General features: G+C 60.1%; 17 protein-coding genes. 13 read left to right on the top strand and 4 right to left on the bottom strand.

All coding sequences use genetic code 11. The annotated features are described in order from the left end of the window. Together FZZ92_RS10000 and FZZ92_RS09995 are read right to left on the bottom strand one after the other, a co-directional pair. Nucleotides 1-666 (bottom strand): efflux RND transporter permease subunit (locus FZZ92_RS10000; protein ID WP_226423143.1); only part of this gene is annotated, 666 nt, incomplete at its 3' end. Nucleotides 667-670: 4 nt separating this feature from the next. Then, a complete protein-coding gene (locus tag FZZ92_RS09995) occupies nt 671-1,810 on the bottom strand; it encodes an efflux RND transporter periplasmic adaptor subunit (RefSeq protein WP_226423142.1) in 1,140 nt (379 codons plus the stop codon). Between the two features lie 82 nt (nt 1,811-1,892). Between FZZ92_RS09995 and mutT the strand changes: the two genes are divergently transcribed. The 4 genes from mutT to FZZ92_RS09975 are packed head-to-tail and all read left to right on the top strand — an operon-like array spanning nt 1,893 to nt 5,927. Continuing rightward, nucleotides 1,893-3,020, top strand: a complete 1,128-nt coding sequence (gene mutT / locus FZZ92_RS09990) for an 8-oxo-dGTP diphosphatase MutT (RefSeq protein ID WP_226399017.1) — start codon at nt 1,893-1,895, stop codon at nt 3,018-3,020. Between the two features lie 21 nt (nt 3,021-3,041). After that, entirely contained in the window at nt 3,042-3,989 is a 948-nt protein-coding gene (locus FZZ92_RS09985) for a carbohydrate kinase (protein WP_226423141.1), read from the top strand. Nucleotides 3,990-4,029: 40 nt separating this feature from the next. Continuing rightward, on the top strand, nt 4,030-5,127 hold the full coding sequence (locus tag FZZ92_RS09980; protein WP_226423140.1) for a GSCFA domain-containing protein: 1,098 nt from the start codon (nt 4,030-4,032) through the stop codon (nt 5,125-5,127). After that, on the top strand, nt 5,124-5,927 hold the full coding sequence (locus FZZ92_RS09975) for a hypothetical protein (protein WP_226423139.1): 804 nt from the start codon (nt 5,124-5,126) through the stop codon (nt 5,925-5,927). Before FZZ92_RS09980 ends, FZZ92_RS09975 begins: the two co-directional genes overlap by 4 nt. Here the strand turns inward: FZZ92_RS09975 and tsaE are convergent. After that, nucleotides 5,917-6,333, bottom strand: a complete 417-nt coding sequence (gene tsaE / locus FZZ92_RS09970) for a tRNA (adenosine(37)-N6)-threonylcarbamoyltransferase complex ATPase subunit type 1 TsaE (RefSeq protein WP_255614359.1) — start codon at nt 6,331-6,333, stop codon at nt 5,917-5,919. The genes FZZ92_RS09975 and tsaE overlap by 11 nt on opposite strands. Nucleotides 6,334-6,433: 100 nt before the next feature. Between tsaE and ahcY the strand changes: the two genes are divergently transcribed. Both ahcY and FZZ92_RS09960 read left to right on the top strand, forming a co-directional pair. After that, the gene (gene ahcY / locus FZZ92_RS09965) at nt 6,434-7,864 is read left to right on the top strand and encodes an adenosylhomocysteinase (protein WP_226398998.1); all 1,431 of its coding nucleotides are present in this window, start codon (nt 6,434-6,436) and stop codon (nt 7,862-7,864) included. 60 nt (nt 7,865-7,924) lie between these two features. Further along, entirely contained in the window at nt 7,925-8,584 is a 660-nt protein-coding gene (locus tag FZZ92_RS09960) for a DedA family protein (protein ID WP_226423138.1), read from the top strand. A gap of 30 nt (nt 8,585-8,614) precedes the next feature. On the opposite strand, the gene FZZ92_RS09955 is transcribed toward FZZ92_RS09960, so the two are convergent. Then, entirely contained in the window at nt 8,615-8,992 is a 378-nt protein-coding gene (locus FZZ92_RS09955; RefSeq protein ID WP_115094557.1) for a single-stranded DNA-binding protein, read from the bottom strand. 142 nt (nt 8,993-9,134) lie between these two features. Here FZZ92_RS09955 and FZZ92_RS09950 point away from each other — a divergent pair, with 142 nt between their 5' ends. From FZZ92_RS09950 to FZZ92_RS09920, 7 genes are all read left to right on the top strand, one after another. Next, nucleotides 9,135-10,187, top strand: a complete 1,053-nt coding sequence (locus FZZ92_RS09950) for a rod shape-determining protein (protein WP_226399019.1) — start codon at nt 9,135-9,137, stop codon at nt 10,185-10,187. A 4-nt stretch (nt 10,188-10,191) separates the two neighbouring features. Beyond that, a complete protein-coding gene (mreC, locus tag FZZ92_RS09945) occupies nt 10,192-10,938 on the top strand; it encodes a rod shape-determining protein MreC (protein ID WP_226399000.1) in 747 nt (248 codons plus the stop codon). A gap of 14 nt (nt 10,939-10,952) precedes the next feature. Then, entirely contained in the window at nt 10,953-11,462 is a 510-nt protein-coding gene (locus FZZ92_RS09940; protein WP_226399001.1) for a rod shape-determining protein MreD, read from the top strand. After that, nucleotides 11,459-12,766 carry a sugar ABC transporter substrate-binding protein gene (locus tag FZZ92_RS09935; protein ID WP_226399002.1) on the top strand — a complete coding sequence of 436 codons (1,308 nt, stop codon included), beginning with the start codon at nt 11,459-11,461 and terminating at the stop codon, nt 12,764-12,766. The genes FZZ92_RS09940 and FZZ92_RS09935 overlap by 4 nt, the downstream gene beginning before the upstream one ends. Nucleotides 12,767-12,858: 92 nt before the next feature. Then, nucleotides 12,859-13,620: a response regulator transcription factor RpaB gene (rpaB, locus tag FZZ92_RS09930; RefSeq protein WP_115024840.1), complete on the top strand. Its 762-nt coding sequence runs from the start codon at nt 12,859-12,861 to the stop codon at nt 13,618-13,620. Between the two features lie 44 nt (nt 13,621-13,664). After that, entirely contained in the window at nt 13,665-15,173 is a 1,509-nt protein-coding gene (gene lysS / locus FZZ92_RS09925; protein ID WP_226423137.1) for a lysine--tRNA ligase, read from the top strand. Nucleotides 15,174-15,200: 27 nt separating this feature from the next. After that, entirely contained in the window at nt 15,201-15,464 is a 264-nt protein-coding gene (locus FZZ92_RS09920) for a hypothetical protein (protein ID WP_006851112.1), read from the top strand. Nucleotide 15,465: the final 1 nt, after the last annotated feature.

Genomic DNA, 15,465 nt, shown 5'->3' with positions numbered 1-15,465 from the left:
CACCAGCCCCCCCACCGCCAAGCTGTTCTGAGATCCCACAGCATTGAGAACCTCCTCTGCGGTGAGCTGGTTGGCGGCGAGTTTGTCGGGATCGACGAACAGCCAGAAGGCGGGGGTGGCTCCACCAATCACGCTCACCGTGGCCACGCCTTCAACGCGCGAGAGGGGGTAATAAAGCTGTTCGTAGACCAGGCCGTTGAGGTAGGCCGCGTCGTACTGGCCCTCCGATGAACTGATCTCGTAGGCCAGCAGAATCGAGGGGTTGCTCTGCTTCACCGAGACCCCGGTAGCCGAGACCTGCTCCGGCAGTTGCGGCGACGCCAGGGAGACCCGGTTCTGCACGTTCACCTGGTCGATATCGATATCGGTCGTCTGATCGAAGTAGACGTTGATCGAGCTGGAGCCCGTCATGTCGCTGGTGGAGGCGATGTAAGCCACCCCGGGCACCCCATTGATCTGTTGCTCGATCGGGTTGGTCACCGCTTGCTCGGTGACCTCGGCGTTAGCACCGGCATATGTCGCGCTCACCTGGATCAGCGGATCGGCGATGTTGGGCAGGTTTGCGATTGGCAGCGTGGGGATCGCAATCAGCCCCACCAGCACGATCAGGATGCTGCAGACCGTGGTGAGAACCGGCTTCTTGATGAAGTTGTCGGAGAAAGACATCGCTTCAGTTGGCTCCGGTTTTGATCTGAACCGGCATGCCACTGCGCAGGCGGCTGGTGTTGCTGATGGCCACCTGATCTCCAGTGTTCAGGCCGGCCTTCACGGGGTAGGCGTTGTTCTGCAGATCGCCGAGCTGCACCTTGGTCTGCACCACGATCGGGGTGTCCGCTGGTAGCCGTTCCAGCTTTTTCACCACTTGCTCCGAGGCATTGGCTGAGGCTTTGATCTTGGGCAGTGCCTTGTTCAGGGGAACAACCTTGTAGACGAAGGGTTGCTGGGCCTGCATCATCACGGCCTGCACCGGCACCGCCAGGCTGGATTGGTTCCCAGTGATGATTTCGGAGGCCACGAACTGGCCGGTTTTGAGCTGTCCGGTGAGGTTGGGGAACTCCGCTTTCACCATCAGGGTGTTCGGGGCGTTGTTGCTGCCGCTGATGCCGTAGTAAGGCGATACGAAGGTGACCTTGCCTTCACCGCTCACCGCTGGTGTGGTCTGGGAGACCAGCTTTACCGTTTGGCCCACCTTCACTGCTGAAGCCTCGGAGGCGGGAATCTCCATCAGCGTCCACAGGGTGGAGTTGTCGACGATGCCGGTAATCGTCTCCCCGGTTTTGACGTAATCGCCGAGCTTCACCGAATCCAGATCGCCGATCACACCGTCAATTGGCGCGCGGACGAACTTGTAGCCCAGTTCCGCAGCATCCGAGCGGGCTTCGTCCTCAGCCTTCACTGCTTCGTTGGCATAGCGATCCCGCTCCTTCGCTGAAACGGCACCTTGCTTGTAGAGATACTCGTAGCGTTCAGCATTGAGGACGTCCTTGCGGGCTTCGCTGCGGGCCGCATCCAGCGCGGCACTCTGCTGAACGTTGTCGAGCACCAGGATCACCTGGCCCGCTTTGACGGGTTGGCCAGCGGTGGCAAGGATCTGCACCACGGTGCCATCAATTTGAGGCTTTACCTCCACATTGCTCGTGGATTCCAGCGGGCTGATCGCTTCGATCGCGGGGAAGAACGTCGCTTTCTCGATCCGGCTGGTCTGGATCAAGAGAAACTGCTTGGTTGGCTTTGTCCCGCATCCGCTGAGGCTCAGCACCACACCGCTGGCGACGAGCAGCGCTGCCTTCGTGGCTGATCGCATGGCCATGGTGGGCAGTGGACAGCTGAGATCTGCTGAACGTAGGAATGTCGGCGATGGATGTCGGCGTTTTGACGCGAATCGCGAACTCATGGGCGCTCTGACTGAGGCCGATGCGGCAGTTTTATCGACAGCCTTGCTGGCTTGGTGGGAGCGTCATGGCCGCGGCGGTATTCCCTGGAAGCTGTTGCCCGGTGGTGTGCGTCCTGCTCAGCAGCAGAACCTGGACCCCTACGGCATCTGGATCGCTGAGGTGATGCTGCAGCAGACCCAGTTGGCGGTGGTGCTCCCCTACTGGACGCGTTGGATGGTGGCGTTCCCCACAGTTGAAGTCCTGGCCGCGGCGTCGCTGGATGAGGTGCGGCTGCAGTGGCAGGGCCTCGGCTACTACTCGCGGGCCCGCCGGCTGCATGAGGCGGCGCAGCTGCTGGTGGGCGGGCCTTGGCCCCGCACCTTGGAGGGTTGGATGGCGTTGCCGGGCATCGGTCGCACCACTGCCGGCAGCATCCTCTCCAGTGCCTTTAATGCTCCGCTGCCGATCTTGGATGGCAACGTCAAACGGGTGCTGGCGCGGTTGACGGCCCATCCGCGCCCGCCGGCCCGCGATGACGCCCTGTTCTGGGGTTGGAGTGAGGCGGTGCTCGATCCGGTGCGGCCACGGGATGTCAACCAGGCGTTGATGGATCTGGGGGCCACGGTTTGCACGCCGCGCTCTCCATCTTGTGATCGATGCCCCTGGCAGGTGCACTGTGCTGCCTACGCTGCCGGCGATCCTCGTCGCTGGCCCGTGACCGACGCCCCCAAGCCCCTGCCCTTCCAGGTGATCGGTGTGGGTGTTGTCCTCAACGTGGCAGGGGATGTGTTGATCGACCAGCGGCTGGAGGAAGGCCTGTTGGGAGGGATGTGGGAGTTCCCCGGTGGCAAAAAGGAAGAGGGCGAAACGATTGAAACTTGCATCGCCCGTGAGTTGGAGGAGGAACTCGGCATTGCCGTGACGGTTGGCGCTGAATTGATCACTGTTGATCACGCCTACAGCCACAAGAAGCTGAGGTTCGTTGTGCATCTCTGCGCCTGGGTCTCGGGGGAGCCGCAGCCCCTCGCCAGCCAGCAGGTGCGTTGGGTGCGGCCGGATCAACTCAAGGAGTTCGCCTTCCCGGCGGCCAACGCTCGGATTATTGAGGCGCTGCTTGGCAGGTTGGACTGCTCTGCCCACTCTTAGGGAAGGTCCTTGTGAGGTCGGATGGCACCTGATCCTGTTGTCGTCTGTCTTGGTGAAGCCCTGATCGATCGGCTCGGTCCTCCCGGCGGTGACCCGGCTGTGGATGTGCCGGTGGACGATCGTCTGGGCGGTGCGCCAGCGAACGTGGCCTGTGGCTTGGCCCGCTTGGGCACACCAGTGGCCTTTGCCGGTCGATTGGGGCAGGACGCCATTGGTGAGGCGTTTGTCAGTTTGTTTGCCGAGCGTGGTTTGGACACTGCACTGCTGCAGCGGGATGCGGAGCGTCCCAGTCGCATCGTGCTGGTGCGCCGTTCGCGCGATGGTGAAAGGCAGTTTCAGGGCTTTGCCGGGGATGAAGGGGCTGGTTTCGCCGACCAGGCTCTTGATCCCGTTCCATTGCCCCAGGCCCAATGGTTGTTGATTGGCACGCTTTCGCTTGCTGCACCAGGCTCGGCATCTGCTTTGCTTGAGGCCGTGAGCCAGGCTCGAAGCCAGGGCACGGCGATTGCCCTCGATGTGAACTGGCGCCCCACTTTCTGGGATGCAACGGCCGATCCCGGGGCGGGGCCGTCCGCAGCTGCGAAGGCCGCGATTCAACCGCTCTTGGATCAAGCGGCCCTGATTAAGTTGGCGCGGGAGGAAGCGCTTTGGTTCTTCAACACCGACGAGCCGAGTGCGATTCAGCAGGCTTTACCCCAGCGGCCCGATGTGGTGGTGACCGATGGAGCGGCCCCGGTGCGCTGGCAATTGGGAGCCGACTCAGGGCAGCAGACCGCGTTTCAGCCCCCCACTGTTGTTGACACCACCGGTGCTGGTGATGCCTTCACCGCAGGGCTATTGCACCGCTGGTCTGCCCCGCCCATAGATCGCATCCGCTTTTCGGCTGCTTGTGGTGCGTTGGTCTGCGGCGGGGCTGGTGGCATTGATCCGCAGCCAACGCATGAAGAGGTGATGCGGTTTATCAGATGAGTGCACTCCGATAAATTGCCGTTGGCTTGCGAGGTTTTTTGTGCCGAAAGATTCTCCTTACGGTGATCTGCCAGCACAGGCCTTTTGGAAAACAGGAGTGGTGCAGGCAACAACTCAGTTGCCAGAGCAAATTTATTGCAAGAAATTTGCAATTACCAAGTCGGACAAAATTGTGACTGCTGGTAGTTGCTTTGCGCAGCATATCGGTCGTGTTTTGAAGCTTAGAGGCTTTTCTGTTGTTGATCGTGAGCCACCCCCGCCTGAGTTGCCAGATTGGCGGCATCAGGCGTATGGATTTTCGATGTATTCCGCACGGTATGGAAATATTTACACCACGCTCCAGTTGCACCAGATGGTGAAGGAGGCTTTCCGAGCGAGTCCTAATAGGCCGTTGGTTTGGGAGAAAAATGGTCGTTATTTTGATGCACTTCGACCTGCAATTGAGCCTGATGGTTACGCCTCGATTGAAGAGTTAACGGAACATCGTCGGTTGCATTTGGATGAGGTGCGGCAGTGCTTTCTGGAGATGGATGTATTTGTTTTTACCTTGGGCTTGACAGAGGCTTGGCAGCATCGTCCTTCGGGTCGTGTTGTGCCCGTAGCGCCCGGTGTGATCGCAGGATCTTACGATAAAGACAAATATCAATTTTTAAATCTGAGTGTTCGGCGTAATCTCAAAATTTTCCGCCGGTTTTTGAAATTTTTGGATCGTCATAGGGATGGCTTGTGCCAGCCGAGGATTCTTTTGACTGTTTCGCCAGTTCCTTTGACGGCGTCGGCGAGTGTTGAGCATGTTCTCGTTGCGAACACCTATTCCAAGGCGGTCTTGCGTGTAGTGGCTGCTGAGTTGGCTCATTCCAGTCCTTTCATTGACTATCTCCCCAGTTATGAGTTGGTGACGAATCCTGTCACGATTCCTCAGTCCTATGGCACGAATTTGCGTTCGGTTTCGGATTACGGTGTTTCGAGGGCGATGGGTTGTTTTGTTGCTGAACATGATCCTGAGGGATCAATGTCAATCGATTCATCAGCAACTCTCTTGTCTCCTGCTACTGATGATGTGACTTCGGATCAGTCAGCAGCGATGGCGATCGCCTGTGAAGAGGAGCTTCTTGATTTGCCAGACAGGCTGCCATGAAAAAAATCCTATTCCTGGGAACTTCGCATGTGGGTTGCTTTGTCAAGGCGCAAACGAGGTTGGAGCCTTTGGAGGGTTTTGAATTTCACTTCAAGAGACTGTCAGTGCCTCTGTGGCGTTTGTTATTGAATCAGGCTGAATTGAAATTGGAGGGGGAGTCGCTCGTCTTTGCGCTCCATAATCCACGCGAGCTTTTGGATCTTCTGGGTCGTGCAGGTCAGGAATTTGATCTTCTTTTCAATTCTTTGAATACTGTAATCGAGAATCCAGTCATTGTTGATGATTTGTGTTCGTACGATGCCATTGTTTTTATTGATTGTCTGTTTCGCTTCCCATCGGGCCTTGAGTGTGTTCGCCAGGGACATTCTTTGTTGTATTCATGGTTTGGTCAATTAATCACCCCAGCGCTGCTGTTGGAGTTGCCAAATGTTGCTGGGAGTATCACCAGTTTCACCGAGCCTTTTATTAGTCAGGGCCTGACTTTCGATTCATCTCGCTCCACGACATTTTTGGATGTGTTAGAGAAAGTTCAGTCTTGTCCGGGAATCACTCCTGTCCAAGCGTTATGGAGAGTGCCTGGCTTCTCTTCAGATGCAACAGACGTGGAAGCTGTGACCTCTATTCACGCCTTTGCTCTAAAGCAACGTCTTATCAAACTCAAGCTTTTGCAGCCTTCGCTATCACTTTTAGATCCCGTCACCAATCGCGTCCGTCAAGAATTTTTGGGATGGGCCAATCATGGCAGCCCCGAGTTCGGATTCCTGGCCCTCAGAGAAATAATGGCAACTCTCAAGTGCTGATCCAACGCAGCGATGCCTTGCGTTGGTCTTCATTGAAATAACGAAGTTCGACGTGCCAGGCGGGAGCGATCTCAATGCCTAGGCGCTCTGGCCACTCGACAACCATCACCGCGCCCATACGTCTTGCTTCCTCCTCTTCTTGGCAGAAAATTTCATCGGCCGCGGCTGGGTTATCCAACCGGTAGAGGTCCAGGTGAATGAGTGGGGGGCTCCCCTGTGGGTAGTGCTGCGCAATCGCAAACGTTGGGCTGGTGATCGGCTCATTGATGTTGAGGGCTTGAGCCATTCCTTGAACCAGTGACGTTTTGCCTGCACCAAGAGGGCCCTTCAGTAGGACCAAGGCGCCGCTTGGCAACTGCTTGGCTAGTGCAGCACCAAAGTCCTGGGTGGCTGCCATATCCGCCAGGACAAAGGATGCATCAGTAGATTGCTGAGATCGCGAGCCCGAAGCCTCGGCGTCTCTGCAGAGATTCAACTCCACGTTTGCTTTAGGGAGCATTAAAACCATGGTGGCAGCGCCCACGTCCCCAGCTGAGCTGAAGCTCGGCGTCGATTGCGTCATTGCCGACATCAATCAGGCCGATTTTGGCCGAAAGGAACTCGACATCGCCGAGACCGAGATGCCCGGTCTGATGGCGTTGCGGCAGAAGTACGGCAGCGAGAAGCCCCTCAAGGGCGCCCGCATTGCCGGCTCCCTGCACATGACGATTCAGACCGCGGTTCTGATCGAAACCCTGGTGGAGCTCGGGGCTGAGGTGCGCTGGGCCTCCTGCAACATTTTCTCCACTCAGGATCACGCTGCTGCGGCAATCGCCGCTAGCGGAATTCCTGTCTTCGCTGTTAAAGGCGAGACACTGGAGGAGTACTGGGATTACACCCACCGCATCCTCGAGTGGGGCGACGGCGGTTCTCCCAACATGATTTTGGACGACGGCGGCGATGCCACCGGTCTCGTGATGTTGGGCAGCAAGGCCGAGCAGGACATCACTGTTCTGGACAACCCCGGCAACGAAGAAGAGACCTTCCTGTTTGCCTCTATCAAAAAGAAACTGGCGCAGGATTCCAGCTTCTATTCCCGCACCAAGGCCCAAATCCAGGGTGTGACCGAGGAGACCACCACGGGTGTGGCGCGTCTGTACAAGATGCAGAAAAGCGGTGAACTTCCTTTCCCCGCAATCAACGTCAACGACTCGGTCACCAAGAGCAAGTTCGACAACCTCTATGGCTGCCGCGAGTCACTGGTGGACAGCATCAAGCGTGCCACCGACGTGATGGTGGCGGGCAAGCAGGCCCTGGTAGTCGGTTACGGAGATGTGGGCAAGGGTTCGGCCCAGTCCCTGCGTGGTCTTGGTGCCACCGTCTGCATTGCGGAAGTGGATCCGATCTGCGCCCTGCAGGCCGCCATGGAGGGCTACCGCGTTGTCCGTCTGGAGGACGTGGTCGAGGAGATGGACATTTTCGTCACCGCCACCGGCAACTACCAGGTGATCCGCAACGAGCACCTGGTGAAGATGAAGGACGAGGCCATCGTCTGCAACATCGGCCACTTCGACAATGAGATCGATGTCGCTTCCCTCAAGGCTTATGAGTGGGAAAACATCAAGCCGCAGGTCGACCACATCACCTTGCCCAGCGGTAACAAGATCATCCTCTTGGCTGAAGGCCGCTTGGTGAACCTGGGCTGCGCCACCGGTCACCCCAGCTTCGTGATGAGCAATTCCTTCACCAACCAGGTGCTGGCTCAGATCGAACTGTTCACCAAGGGCAACGAGTACGGCAAAGAGGTTTATGTGCTGCCCAAGCACCTTGATGAGATGGTGGCTCGTCTTCACCTCGGCCGCATCGGCGCCAAGCTCACCGAGCTCAGCAAGGATCAAGCCGACTACATCAATGTGCCGGTGGAAGGCCCCTACAAGCCCGACCACTACCGCTACTGATCACCATCAATCCGATCGTCATGGCCCCATGGAAGACTTGCGCTACCGAGCGCAGTCTCTATGGGGCTTTCTGATCTGATCACACAACTGCCGGAGTTGATCGGCCAGGCGGTGGAGGCGAACCAGTGGCTGGGTTACATCGCGATTTTCGCGGCGATGTTTCTCGAGAATCTGTTCCCGCCGATTCCGTCCGAACTGATCATGCCCCTCGGGGGCTTTTATGTGCAGCAGGGCCAGTTGGATCTGGTGCCGGTGGTGCTGGCTGGTTTGTTGGGCACGGTTCTCGGTGCCCTGCCCTGGTATGGGATCGGACGCTTGATCAACGAGGAACGCATCGAAGCCTGGTTGCAGCGCCACGGACGTTGGATTGGTATCAGTGCTGATGAGCTGGCCCGCAGCCGCCGCTGGTTCAGCCGTTACGGCACAGCCCTGGTGTTCTGGGGACGTCTTGTGCCGGGGATTCGCACACTGATCTCGGTGCCAGCGGGCATTGAAATGATGCCGATGGCGCCGTTCCTGCTCTGGACCACGGCCGGCAGCTTGATCTGGACGGCCCTGCTCACCGTGGCCGGAATGGTGTTGGGAGAGGGATATAGCAACGTCGAACTATGGATTGACCCGGTCTCAAAGGCGGTGAAGGTGCTGCTGGTGGTGGCTGTTTTGGCCGGCTCGATCTGGTTGGGACTGCGCATCTGGCGCCGGCGTCAGTCCTCTGACTGAGCACCGGCGCTGGGCCCTTCCTCAGAAGGCTCAGAAGGGAATGTCCTCATCGGAGGCCTGGCCACCAAAGCTGCCGCTTGCTTCCTGGTTGTCGCGTTTGGAGCCCAGCAGTTCCAGCCGATCCACACGGACCACAGGTTTGCTGCGCTCTTCCCCGCTGGCACGGTCGGTCCAGCGATCCAGCTTGAAGCTGCCGATGATGCCCAGTAGGGATCCTTTCTTCACGTAATCCGCGGCGACCTGGGCCTGCTTGCCCCAGATCTCAAGGTTGAACCAGTCGGGTTCGTCGTCGCGGCTGCGACGGTTCACCGCCATGGTGAGGTTGGCCACCATGCTTCCTGATTCGAAGTAGCGCACTTCGGGATCGCGGCCGGCACGGCCGACGAGAGTGACGGAATTGACGCCCATAGACAAATAATCTCCTGAATTTGGATTCATGATGCGGCACCGGTTGGGTGACTGCTCTTAAGGAGTTCCACCAAGGCCGCCGGGTGTAACAGGCGACGGTGAAGAACGCCCCTATGATCCGGCGGTCTTGACTGCGGTGTCTGTGTTCTTTCGTCGTTTCCAGCTGTCGCGTGACATCGGCATCGACCTCGGCACTGCCAACACTCTTATCTATGTCTCTGGTCGCGGCATTGTGCTGCAGGAGCCTTCCGTGGTGGCTTTAGACCTGGAGCGTGGCGCCACCCTGGCGGTGGGCGATGAAGCCAAATTGATGCTTGGGCGTACCCCCGGAAACATCCGGGCAGTCCGTCCGCTGCGCGACGGGGTGATTGCGGATTTCGATGCCGCTGAGCAGATGCTCAAAACCTTCATCACCAAAGGCAACGAGGGCCGCGGCATCTTGGCCCCCCGTCTGGTGGTGGGCATTCCCAGTGGAGTGACCGGCGTTGAGCGTCGTGCCGTGCGGGAAGCCGGTATGGCCGGTGCACGCGAGGTGCACTTGATTGACGAGCCAGTGGCGGCGGCGATTGGCGCGGGCCTTCCGGTCACCGAGCCTGTCGGCACGATGATCGTCGACATCGGGGGCGGCACCACCGAGGTGGCGGTGTTGAGCCTTGGCGGAACAGTGTTGAGTGAATCCGTGCGCGTCGCGGGCGATGAGATCAGCGACGCGATCGGCGTCTATCTCAAAAAGGTGCACAACATGGTGGTGGGTGAACGCACGGCCGAGGACATCAAGATCCGCATCGGCTCTGCTTTCCCCGACGATGAATTCGATCAGCAGTCCATGGATGTGAGGGGCCTGCACTTGCTCTCTGGGCTGCCCCGCACGATCAACCTCAAGGCTGGTGATCTGCGTGAAGCGATTGCAGAACCTCTCAACGTGATCGTTGAAGCGGTGAAGCGCACGCTGGAGCGCACCCCTCCCGAGCTCGCGGCCGACATCGTCGACCGCGGCATCATGCTTGCCGGAGGCGGCGCGTTGGTGCGGGGCATCAGTGATCTGATCAGCCACGAGACCGGTATCTTTGTTCACATCGCCGAAGACCCGCTGCTCTGTGTGGTGAACGGTTGCGGCCAGGTGCTGGAGGACTGGAAGCGCCTTCAGCGGGTGGTCGATACCCCGGAATTCGTCCGCTCCGCCGCAGGCGGCTGAAGCTATGGCCCCAACGCTCCGTCCCGGCAAGAGCCGCTGGCGTGGATTGGGGCAACTCACCCCCTGGTTTCTTCTCGTGGTGGCCTTGTTGCTGGTGCGTCTGAGCAAGGGCGCTGGTTTCAGCGACGCCTATGCCTTGGTTAGCCGTCCCTTTTGGCCTGGGTCTGCCCAGCGGGAATGGGTCACTGCTGCTGCGGATCTGGAGGACCGCTCCCGCCTGCAGCTTTTAGAAGACGACAACCGTCGCTTGCGGGGTCTGCTGGAGCTTCAGCAACAGGGAGCGGCAGAGGGAGAGGTGCCTGCCGCCGTCATCTCCCGTTCGCCGCGGGGATGGTGGCAGCAACTGGGGCTGGGCAAAGGTTCGCTCCAGGGCCTGGGCCAGGGCGACGCTGTTCTGGGGCCTGGCGGCTTGGTGGGACGCATCGCTAGCGTCACCCCCGCCACGGCGCGGGTGAAGTTGCTCACCGCGCCAGGCCACGAGATCGGTGTCTGGCTGCCCCGCAGCCGTCGCCATGGGCTGCTGGTGGGCCGCGGCAGCAGCCGCCTGTCGCTTCGCTTCATCGACAAGGACCCAGATGTGCGGCCTGGGGATCTGGTGGCTACCTCGCCAGCCAGCACCCTGTTGCCCCCCAATGTGCCTGTGGGGGTGATTCAGTCGGTGGATGAGCAGGCTGTTCCCGCACCCACAGCGGTTGTTCAGTTGATCGCAGCACCGGAGGCGATCGACTGGGTGCAGGTGCAGACCCGTTGAGATGAGCTGTTGAGATGAGTCGTCTGCACCGCCAACCGATCTGTGTGGCTTCGGCTCTGCTGGTGCCGTTGCTGGCCTTGGCATCGCCGGCCTGGTTGGCCATCGATGGTGTTGGTCCCGCCTGGGCTGTGCTTTGGCTGTTGCCTTGGGCTCTCGTGGACGGTCCTGTATCGGGGGCGTTGGCTGGTGTGGCTCTGGGGCTGGTGCTGGATGGTCTCAACCTCGGCGGTTTGAGTCAGGTGCCGGCTCTGCTGCTGTTGGGCTGGTGGTGGGGACGTCTGGGGCGGCGTGCGGCACCGATTCAACGCAGCCTGAATCTGGGGTTGTTGGCCTGGCTCGGTTCGCTGGGTCTCGGTCTGTCGTTGATCCTGCAGCTCTGGCTGCATCAGGGCGGAGTCTTGGATCCCCTCACACAGAGCTGGGGTCTGCAGACCTTGTGGTGTCAGGCCTTGGTGACGGGTTTACTGGCTCCAGTGTTGGTGTCGTTGCAGTTGCTGCTCTGGCGCAGGAGGGTTCCCTCATGAGGCTGACGCGTCGGGATGTACTGCTGGGGGCGACGGCCCTAGGGCTCTCGGCCTGTGGGCGACGCAAGCCGCAGGCCAGGGACTTGGAGTTGTGGACCCTGCAGTTGGCACCGAAGTTCAATCCCTACTTTGCGGATGTTCTCGGGGCATGGACCCTTCTTCATCCCGACGCCCCTGTGCGTTGGACCGATCTGCCCTGGGGGTCGGTGGAACGCAAGTTGCTGGCGGCGGTGTTTGCACGAACGGCCCCGGATGTGGTGAACCTCAATCCGCCGTTCGCGGCCAATCTGGCCAGCAAGGGGGGGCTGGCGGACTTGACCCCCCTTCTGCCGGCTGACGCTGCTGGCCGTTATCTGCCGGCGGTATGGGAGGCCTGCCGCGATCCCGATGCTGGGCAGATCGCGGTGCCTTGGTACCTGACCGTGCGGTTGAGTCTGGTGAACCGTGCGTTGTTGGATCAAGCCGGGATCGCTGCACCGCCGACCCGCTGGGATCAGGTGCCGGCTTTTGCGCGTCGCATCCGGCAGCGCACGGGCCGTTACGGCCTCTTCCTCACCACTGTTCCGGATGACTCGGCGGAGCTCCTGGAAACCCTTGTGCAGATGGGGGTGACCCTGCTCGATTCCAAACGCCGGGCCGCCTTTGACAGCCCAGCGGGTCGCCGGGCCTTCCGCTTCTGGAGTGATCTGTATAAGGAGGGGCTGTTGCCGCGGGAGGTGGTGAGTCAAGGCCAGCGTCGGGCGATCGAGTTGTTCCAGAGCGGCGATCTGGCGCTTGCGGCCACGGGGGCGGAGTTTTTGCGCAGCATCCAGACCAACGCCCCACGGGTGGCGGCGGTGACGGAACCCCATCCACCGGTGACCGGTGTTGATGGCACCGCCAATGTGGCCTTGATGACGTTGGCTGTCCCGCGTCAGAGCCAGCGTGCTCAGGACGCCGTGGACCTGGCGTTGTTTCTGACGAATGCGGATCAACAGGCGCGCTTTGCGGCCGAGGCCCGGGTGTTGCCGTCGTCGCTTGAGGCTTTGGCCCTGGTGCGTGCGGAGTTGGAGCAGGAGGTGCCGGCTTCAGCTTTGGAACGTCAGATTCGACAGGCCCGCCTGTTATCTGCAAGCACCCTGGATCGAGCCCGTGTGTTAGTGCCTGCGTTGCCGGGCATCAAGCGCCTGCAGAAGATCATCTACACCCAGATGCAGCGGGCGATGTTGGCCCAGGTCAGCCCTGATCAGGCGCTAACAAATGCCGCGTCGGAATGGAACAGTTACGCCCGTTCACGCTGGCCAGAGGCTGGCCCCAATTCTTAAGAGAATCGGTAAACCACCTGTGCGACAGGGCGTTTGCGTCGATCTCCATCTCCTGACAGGTATGGTTGCGGCTCGTTAAGGGTTTGATTCGGATGACGGGCAACCTGCCCTCACAACCGAAAGCGACCATTCTCGTCGTCGATGACGAGGCGGCTGTTCGGCGCGTTTTGGTCATGCGCCTTCAGTTGTCTGGGTACCGCGTCATCTGCGCCGAGGACGGTGAGCAGGCCTTGGAAATGTTCCACAACGAGTCTCCTGACTTGGTGGTGCTCGATGTGATGCTGCCCAAGCTGGATGGCTTTGCAGTGTGTCGTCGCCTTCGGGCTGAATCGTGTGTGCCGATCATCTTCCTTTCGGCCGTTGAGGCGATCTCAGAGAGGGTCGCTGGTCTTGATTTAGGCGCTGATGATTATTTGCCCAAACCCTTCAGCCCTAAGGAATTAGAAGCGCGTATTTCTACAATTTTGCGCCGGGTGGGCCGCGGCAATGCGGTTGTCGAAAGCCGCGAACTGCCAACTGGCCAGGGCGTGCTGCGCCTCGGTGATCTGGTCGTCGACACCAATCGACGTCAAGTCACCCGAGGTTCGGAGCGCATCAACCTCACATACACAGAATTCAGCTTGCTTGAGTTGTTGTTCCGTGATCCAGGCCATGTGGTTCCTCGGGCGGAGATCCTCGAACAACTTTGGGGTTATCCCCCACGTCGCGCTGCTGACCTTCGGGTGGTCGATGTTTACGTCGCTCGCCTGCGAGGAAAGCTGGAGCCTGACCCCCGTAATCCGGAGCTGATTCTCACGGTCCGCGGCATCGGTTATTCCTCCCAGCGGATGGGCGAGGCCTCCGCAGCGGTTTGACCAACCCGCGGCCGGGCAGGATGGCGCCCGACTGATCTGCTGCTGTGTCTGAGCTGCGCGATACCCGTCTGGAAAAGGCGAGGGCATTAAAGGAGCTGGGGCAAGGGCCCTATGCCCTGACCTTCAACCCCAGCCACCGCATGGCTGAGCTGCAGGAGACCCATGCCGATCTGCCTAAGGGCGAAGAACGGGACGTCAGTGTTTCCGTGGCAGGACGGGTGATGACGCGCCGGGTGATGGGAAAACTGGCCTTTTTCACCCTTGCTGATGAGACGGGATCCATCCAGTTGTTTTTGGAGAAGGCGGGTCTTGAGGCACAGCAGGAGGGTTGGTTCAAACAGATCACCTCTCTGGTGGACAGTGGTGACTGGCTGGGGGTGACCGGCACCCTCCGTCGCACCGATCGCGGAGAACTGTCGGTGAAGGTGAGCGATTGGCGCATGCTCACGAAGGCACTGCAACCGCTGCCGGATAAGTGGCATGGTCTGGCCGATGTGGAGAAGCGCTACCGCCAGCGCTACCTCGACCTGGTCGTCTCCCCTGACAGCCGTGAGACCTTCCGGCGCAGGGCCCGTCTGGTGAGTGGCATCCGTCGTTGGCTCGATCAGCGGGATTTTCTTGAGATCGAGACCCCCGTATTGCAGAGCGAGCCCGGTGGTGCCGACGCACGGCCGTTCGAGACCCATCACAACGCTCTCGACCTCCCCCTCACCCTGAGGATTGCGACGGAGTTGCACCTGAAGCGCTTGGTGGTGGGCGGCTTTGAGCGGGTGTACGAGCTGGGCCGGATCTTCCGCAATGAGGGGGTCAGCACCCGCCACAACCCCGAGTTCACCTCGGTGGAGGTCTATCAGGCCTACAGCGATTACATCGGGATGATGGAGCTCACCGAGCAGATGGTCAGCGCGGTGTGTCAGGAGGTCTGCGGGACAACCACCATCACGTATCAGGGCATCGAGATCGATCTCGCGCCTCCGTGGCGCAGAGTCACGATGCACGATCTCGTGCAGGAGGCGACGGGGCTTGATTTCACTAGTTTCAGCAGTCGGGCGGCGGCGGCCGCGGCGATGACTGCTCAGGGCTTGCATGCGCCTGAACTGGCCGATTCGGTGGGCCGTCTGCTCAACGAGGCCTTCGAGCAAGCGGTGGAGACGACCCTGATTCAGCCGACCTTCGTGACCGATTACCCAGTGGAGATTTCGCCCCTGGCCCGGCCACATCGCAGCAAGCCCGGACTGGTGGAACGCTTCGAGTTGTTCATCGTCGGGCGCGAGCACGCCAATGCCTTTAGTGAACTCACGGATCCTGTGGATCAACGTCAGCGACTGGAGGCCCAGCAGGAGCGCAAGGCGGCGGGCGACCTTGAAGCCCAGGGTCTGGACGAGGATTTCGTCACGGCCCTGGAGGTGGGCATGCCCCCCACGGGTGGTTTGGGCATTGGTATTGACCGACTGGTGATGCTCCTTACAGACAGTCCATCGATCCGCGATGTGATCGCGTTCCCACTTTTGAAACCGGAAGCTCGCAAGCAGGACACACCCTCAGTGGAATAATGAAGGCAGTGGCATAGTCCAATCCTCATGAGTGGAGAACGCGTCGGGTTTCGCTTCAAGCACGCTGATGCAGTGGTCAAGCGGAATCCCCAGGGCCGTTCCCGCAGGGGATGGGTGATGGAGCCGGTTGAGCAGACCACCAGCCGCGGCACCAAGATGCCCGCCTATCGCATCCGCTGGCGCGACAGTGAGCGCCCGGAGATCGTGCTGCAGCACATGTTGATCGCCGATCCCGACCCCACACCTCCGCCCGAGGGTGTCAGCCTTGAGCCTCCCGCCCCCAAGGCCTGAG

The organism is Synechococcus sp. MU1611 (assembly GCF_020514255.1).
GTDB lineage: Bacteria > Cyanobacteriota > Cyanobacteriia > PCC-6307 > Cyanobiaceae > Parasynechococcus.
Note: the sequence above shows the minus strand (reverse complement) of the source record. Positions and strands in the feature narration are given on the sequence as shown.

What these genes read in the sequence shown, in the direction of transcription:
- FZZ92_RS09995 (WP_226423142.1), bottom strand. Translation starts at nt 1,810, where the DNA reads ATGGCCATGCGATCAGCCACGAAGGCAGCGCTGCTCGTCGCCAGCGGT.
- mutT (WP_226399017.1), top strand. Translation starts at nt 1,893, where the DNA reads ATGGGCGCTCTGACTGAGGCCGATGCGGCAGTTTTATCGACAGCCTTG.
- FZZ92_RS09985 (WP_226423141.1), top strand. Translation starts at nt 3,042, where the DNA reads ATGGCACCTGATCCTGTTGTCGTCTGTCTTGGTGAAGCCCTGATCGAT.
- FZZ92_RS09975 (WP_226423139.1), top strand. Translation starts at nt 5,124, where the DNA reads ATGAAAAAAATCCTATTCCTGGGAACTTCGCATGTGGGTTGCTTTGTC.
- ahcY (WP_226398998.1), top strand. Translation starts at nt 6,434, where the DNA reads ATGGTGGCAGCGCCCACGTCCCCAGCTGAGCTGAAGCTCGGCGTCGAT.
- FZZ92_RS09960 (WP_226423138.1), top strand. Translation starts at nt 7,925, where the DNA reads ATGGGGCTTTCTGATCTGATCACACAACTGCCGGAGTTGATCGGCCAG.
- FZZ92_RS09955 (WP_115094557.1), bottom strand. Translation starts at nt 8,992, where the DNA reads ATGGGCGTCAATTCCGTCACTCTCGTCGGCCGTGCCGGCCGCGATCCC.
- mreC (WP_226399000.1), top strand. Translation starts at nt 10,192, where the DNA reads ATGGCCCCAACGCTCCGTCCCGGCAAGAGCCGCTGGCGTGGATTGGGG.
- FZZ92_RS09940 (WP_226399001.1), top strand. Translation starts at nt 10,953, where the DNA reads ATGAGTCGTCTGCACCGCCAACCGATCTGTGTGGCTTCGGCTCTGCTG.
- FZZ92_RS09935 (WP_226399002.1), top strand. Translation starts at nt 11,459, where the DNA reads ATGAGGCTGACGCGTCGGGATGTACTGCTGGGGGCGACGGCCCTAGGG.
- rpaB (WP_115024840.1), top strand. Translation starts at nt 12,859, where the DNA reads ATGACGGGCAACCTGCCCTCACAACCGAAAGCGACCATTCTCGTCGTC.
- FZZ92_RS09920 (WP_006851112.1), top strand. Translation starts at nt 15,201, where the DNA reads ATGAGTGGAGAACGCGTCGGGTTTCGCTTCAAGCACGCTGATGCAGTG.